Annotated in this window: 1 protein-coding gene; it reads right to left on the bottom strand. The window is 64.0% G+C overall.

The window, feature by feature from the left end; genetic code table 11:
* On the bottom strand, positions 1 to 3,016 hold a 3,016-nt coding region (locus tag AB0H50_RS35465), incomplete at both ends, for an amino acid adenylation domain-containing protein (RefSeq protein ID WP_357461652.1).

The raw sequence follows: 3,016 nt of genomic DNA, 5'->3' as shown, positions 1-3,016 counted from the left end.
CGCCAACGCAGCATGCACCACCATGAATTCCGTTGCGCCACTGCGTCGTGCCACCTCCGCTACACCGGCACGAACACGACCATCGATCACGAACCCGTGCGAGGCACCCTGGTAACTCGACACCACCGGGCGGGGCCGGTCGGACGGCAACGTCGACTCCTCCGGCAGATCCGCCAAAGCAGTGCGCCAGAACTCGGTTTCCCGCGCGAGCAGCGACTCCGGATCCGACTCGTCGCCGAGGACCTCTCGCTGCCACAACGTGTAGTCGGCGTACTGCACCTCGAGCGCCGACCACTCCGGGTTCCGGCCCGCAGCCCGCGCCGCATACGCGGTGACCACATCACGAGTCAACGGCCCCATCGAGAACCCGTCACCCGAGATGTGATGAACCACCACCACCAGAATGTGCTCGTCCGGCGTGATCTGCAGCAGCCGCACCCTGATCGGAACCTGCTGTGTCACATCGAAACCGGTAGTCACAACCTCCGTGACACGCGCCAAGACGTCGTCGGCCGCGACGGTTTCCGGACGCACCTCGACGATCGCCTCCGATACAGGCAGGATCTCCTGGAAACCGACCCCGTCGACCTCCGGATACACCGTCCGCAACGACTCGTGCCGCGCCACCACATCCGACACCGCCGCCTGCAACGCATCGACATCCAACGAACCCGACAACCTGATCGCCACCGGGATGTTGTTGACCGCAGATTCTGGATCCAACCGATTCAGGAACCACATCCGCTGCTGCGCCAACGACAACGGCACCTGCGCCGGACGCACCCGCGCAACCAACGGAACCCCGGCACCCCCACCGGACACCTGCTCCACCCGCCCCGCAAGTGCCCCGACAGTGGACGCCTCGAACAACACCCGCACCGGCACCCGAGTACCCAGCGCCGCACCCAGACGCGCCACCACCTGGGTCGCGATCAGCGAGTTACCACCCAAACCGAAGAAATCATCATCGAGCCCCACCCGCTCGACCCCGAGCACCTCCGAAAACACCGACGCCACAACCTGTTCGACGGCTGTCTGCGGCGCCCGGAACTCCCGAGCTTCGAAGACAGGGGAAGGCAACGCTTTCCGATCGAGCTTCCCACTGCTGTTGAGCGGCAACTCGTCGAGCACCACCAACACCGACGGCACCATATACGCCGGCAACAACCCCGAGACGAACCCCACCAACTCGTCACGATCCACCGCGGCCCCCACAACAGGAACCACATACCCCACCAGCTGATCCCCCACACCCGAAGCCGACACCACCACCGCAGCCTGAGCGACCGAATCGTGCGACACCAACGCCGCCTCGATCTCACCGAGCTCGATCCGCAACCCCCGCAACTTCACCTGAAAATCGGTACGCCCGATGTACACCAACTCACCATCGGCACTCCACCGCACCAGATCACCCGTGCGATAAAGACGCTCACCCACCCCGAACGGCGACGCCACAAACCGCTCCGCCGACAATGCTGCACGCCCGAAATATCCCCTCGCGATCTGCACACCCGACAGATACAACTCACCGACAACTCCGAGGGGTACCGGCACCAGCCGCTGGTCCAAAACATAGGCCCCGGTATTCCACACCGGTGCCCCGATCGGAACCGCACCCGAAACACCCACCTCGACCGGCCGCGCCGTGACATGCACCGTCGCCTCGGTCGGACCGTACAAGTTGTGCAACCGCGGCAAACCGACAGCAGCACACTGATCGACCAAAGCCGCAGGAAACGCCTCACCCGCCACAAGAACCACACGCAACGACGCACACTCCTCGCGCGTGGCAACAGCGGCGAACACCGCAAGCATCGACGGCACGAACGACGTCGCAGTAATCCGCTCCTCACCGATCACGCGAGCAAGATACGCAGGATCCCGATGCCCGTCGGGGCTCGCGATCACCACACGCGCACCCACTGCCAACCCGCCGAACAGCTCCCACACCGACACATCGAACGTGAACGGCGTCTTCTGCAACACCACATCATCTCGGGTGAGCGAGTATTCGGCTGTCAGCCACGACACCTGATTGACCACCGAACAATGCGACACCGCCACACCCTTCGGCCGCCCCGTCGAACCCGACGTGAAAATGACGTACGCCGTATTCTCCGGCCGCAACGGCGCAAGCCGATCGACATCCCTGACCGGCGAGTCGGAGTACCCGTCGAAGTCCGCAGTATCGAGGCGAACGACGACGATCCCGGACCCCACGCCCTCCGGAACACCGAACTCGTCACGCGCAGTGGTCAGCACCACCGTAGGAGCCGCGACCGACAGAATATAGTTCGTGCGCTCCGCCGGCTGATCCGGATCGAGTGGCACATACGCACCACCGGCCTTGGCCACCGCATACATACCCACCAAGAGTTCCACCGACCGCCGCATCGCCAGCGCAACAGTCGATTCCGGCCCCACACCCACAGAGATCAAATGACGCGCAAGCCGGTTCACCCGGGAATCGAATTCCTGATAAGACAGCGACACGCCCTCGAAAACGATCGCAGTCGCCGCAGGATCCCGACACACCTGAGCGTCGAACAAATCCACCAACGTCACCGGCGCACCCAGCGGGCGACTCGTGCGGTTCCACTCCTCCAGAACCAGATTCCGCTCCTCGACCCCGAGAATATCGAGGTCCCCCACCGCACGCCCCGGCTCAGCGACGATCTGCTCGAGCACTCGCACGAACCGCTCCGCGATCCCCGCCACCGTCGACCTGTCGAACAGATCCGTCGCGAACGTCAGCACATTACCGATCCCCGCCGCAGACCCGTCCTCGTCGTAACGGTCCGCAGCGACCAGATGCAGGTCGAACTGCGACGTCTGCACCTGCGCATCCACGCCCGACACCGTCAAACCCGGCAGCTCCAGACTCGTCTCCGCCAAGTTCTGGAACGACAACCCCACCTGGAACAGCGGATGCCGTGCGGTAGAACGCTCAGGATTGAGCACCTCGACAATCCGCTCGAACGGAACATCCGCATGCGCAAACGCCTGGAGATCC

It is taken from the genome of Nocardia sp. NPDC050793, assembly GCF_040654065.1.
GTDB lineage: Bacteria > Actinomycetota > Actinomycetes > Mycobacteriales > Mycobacteriaceae > Nocardia.
This window is presented reverse-complemented; position numbering and strand designations above follow the sequence as displayed.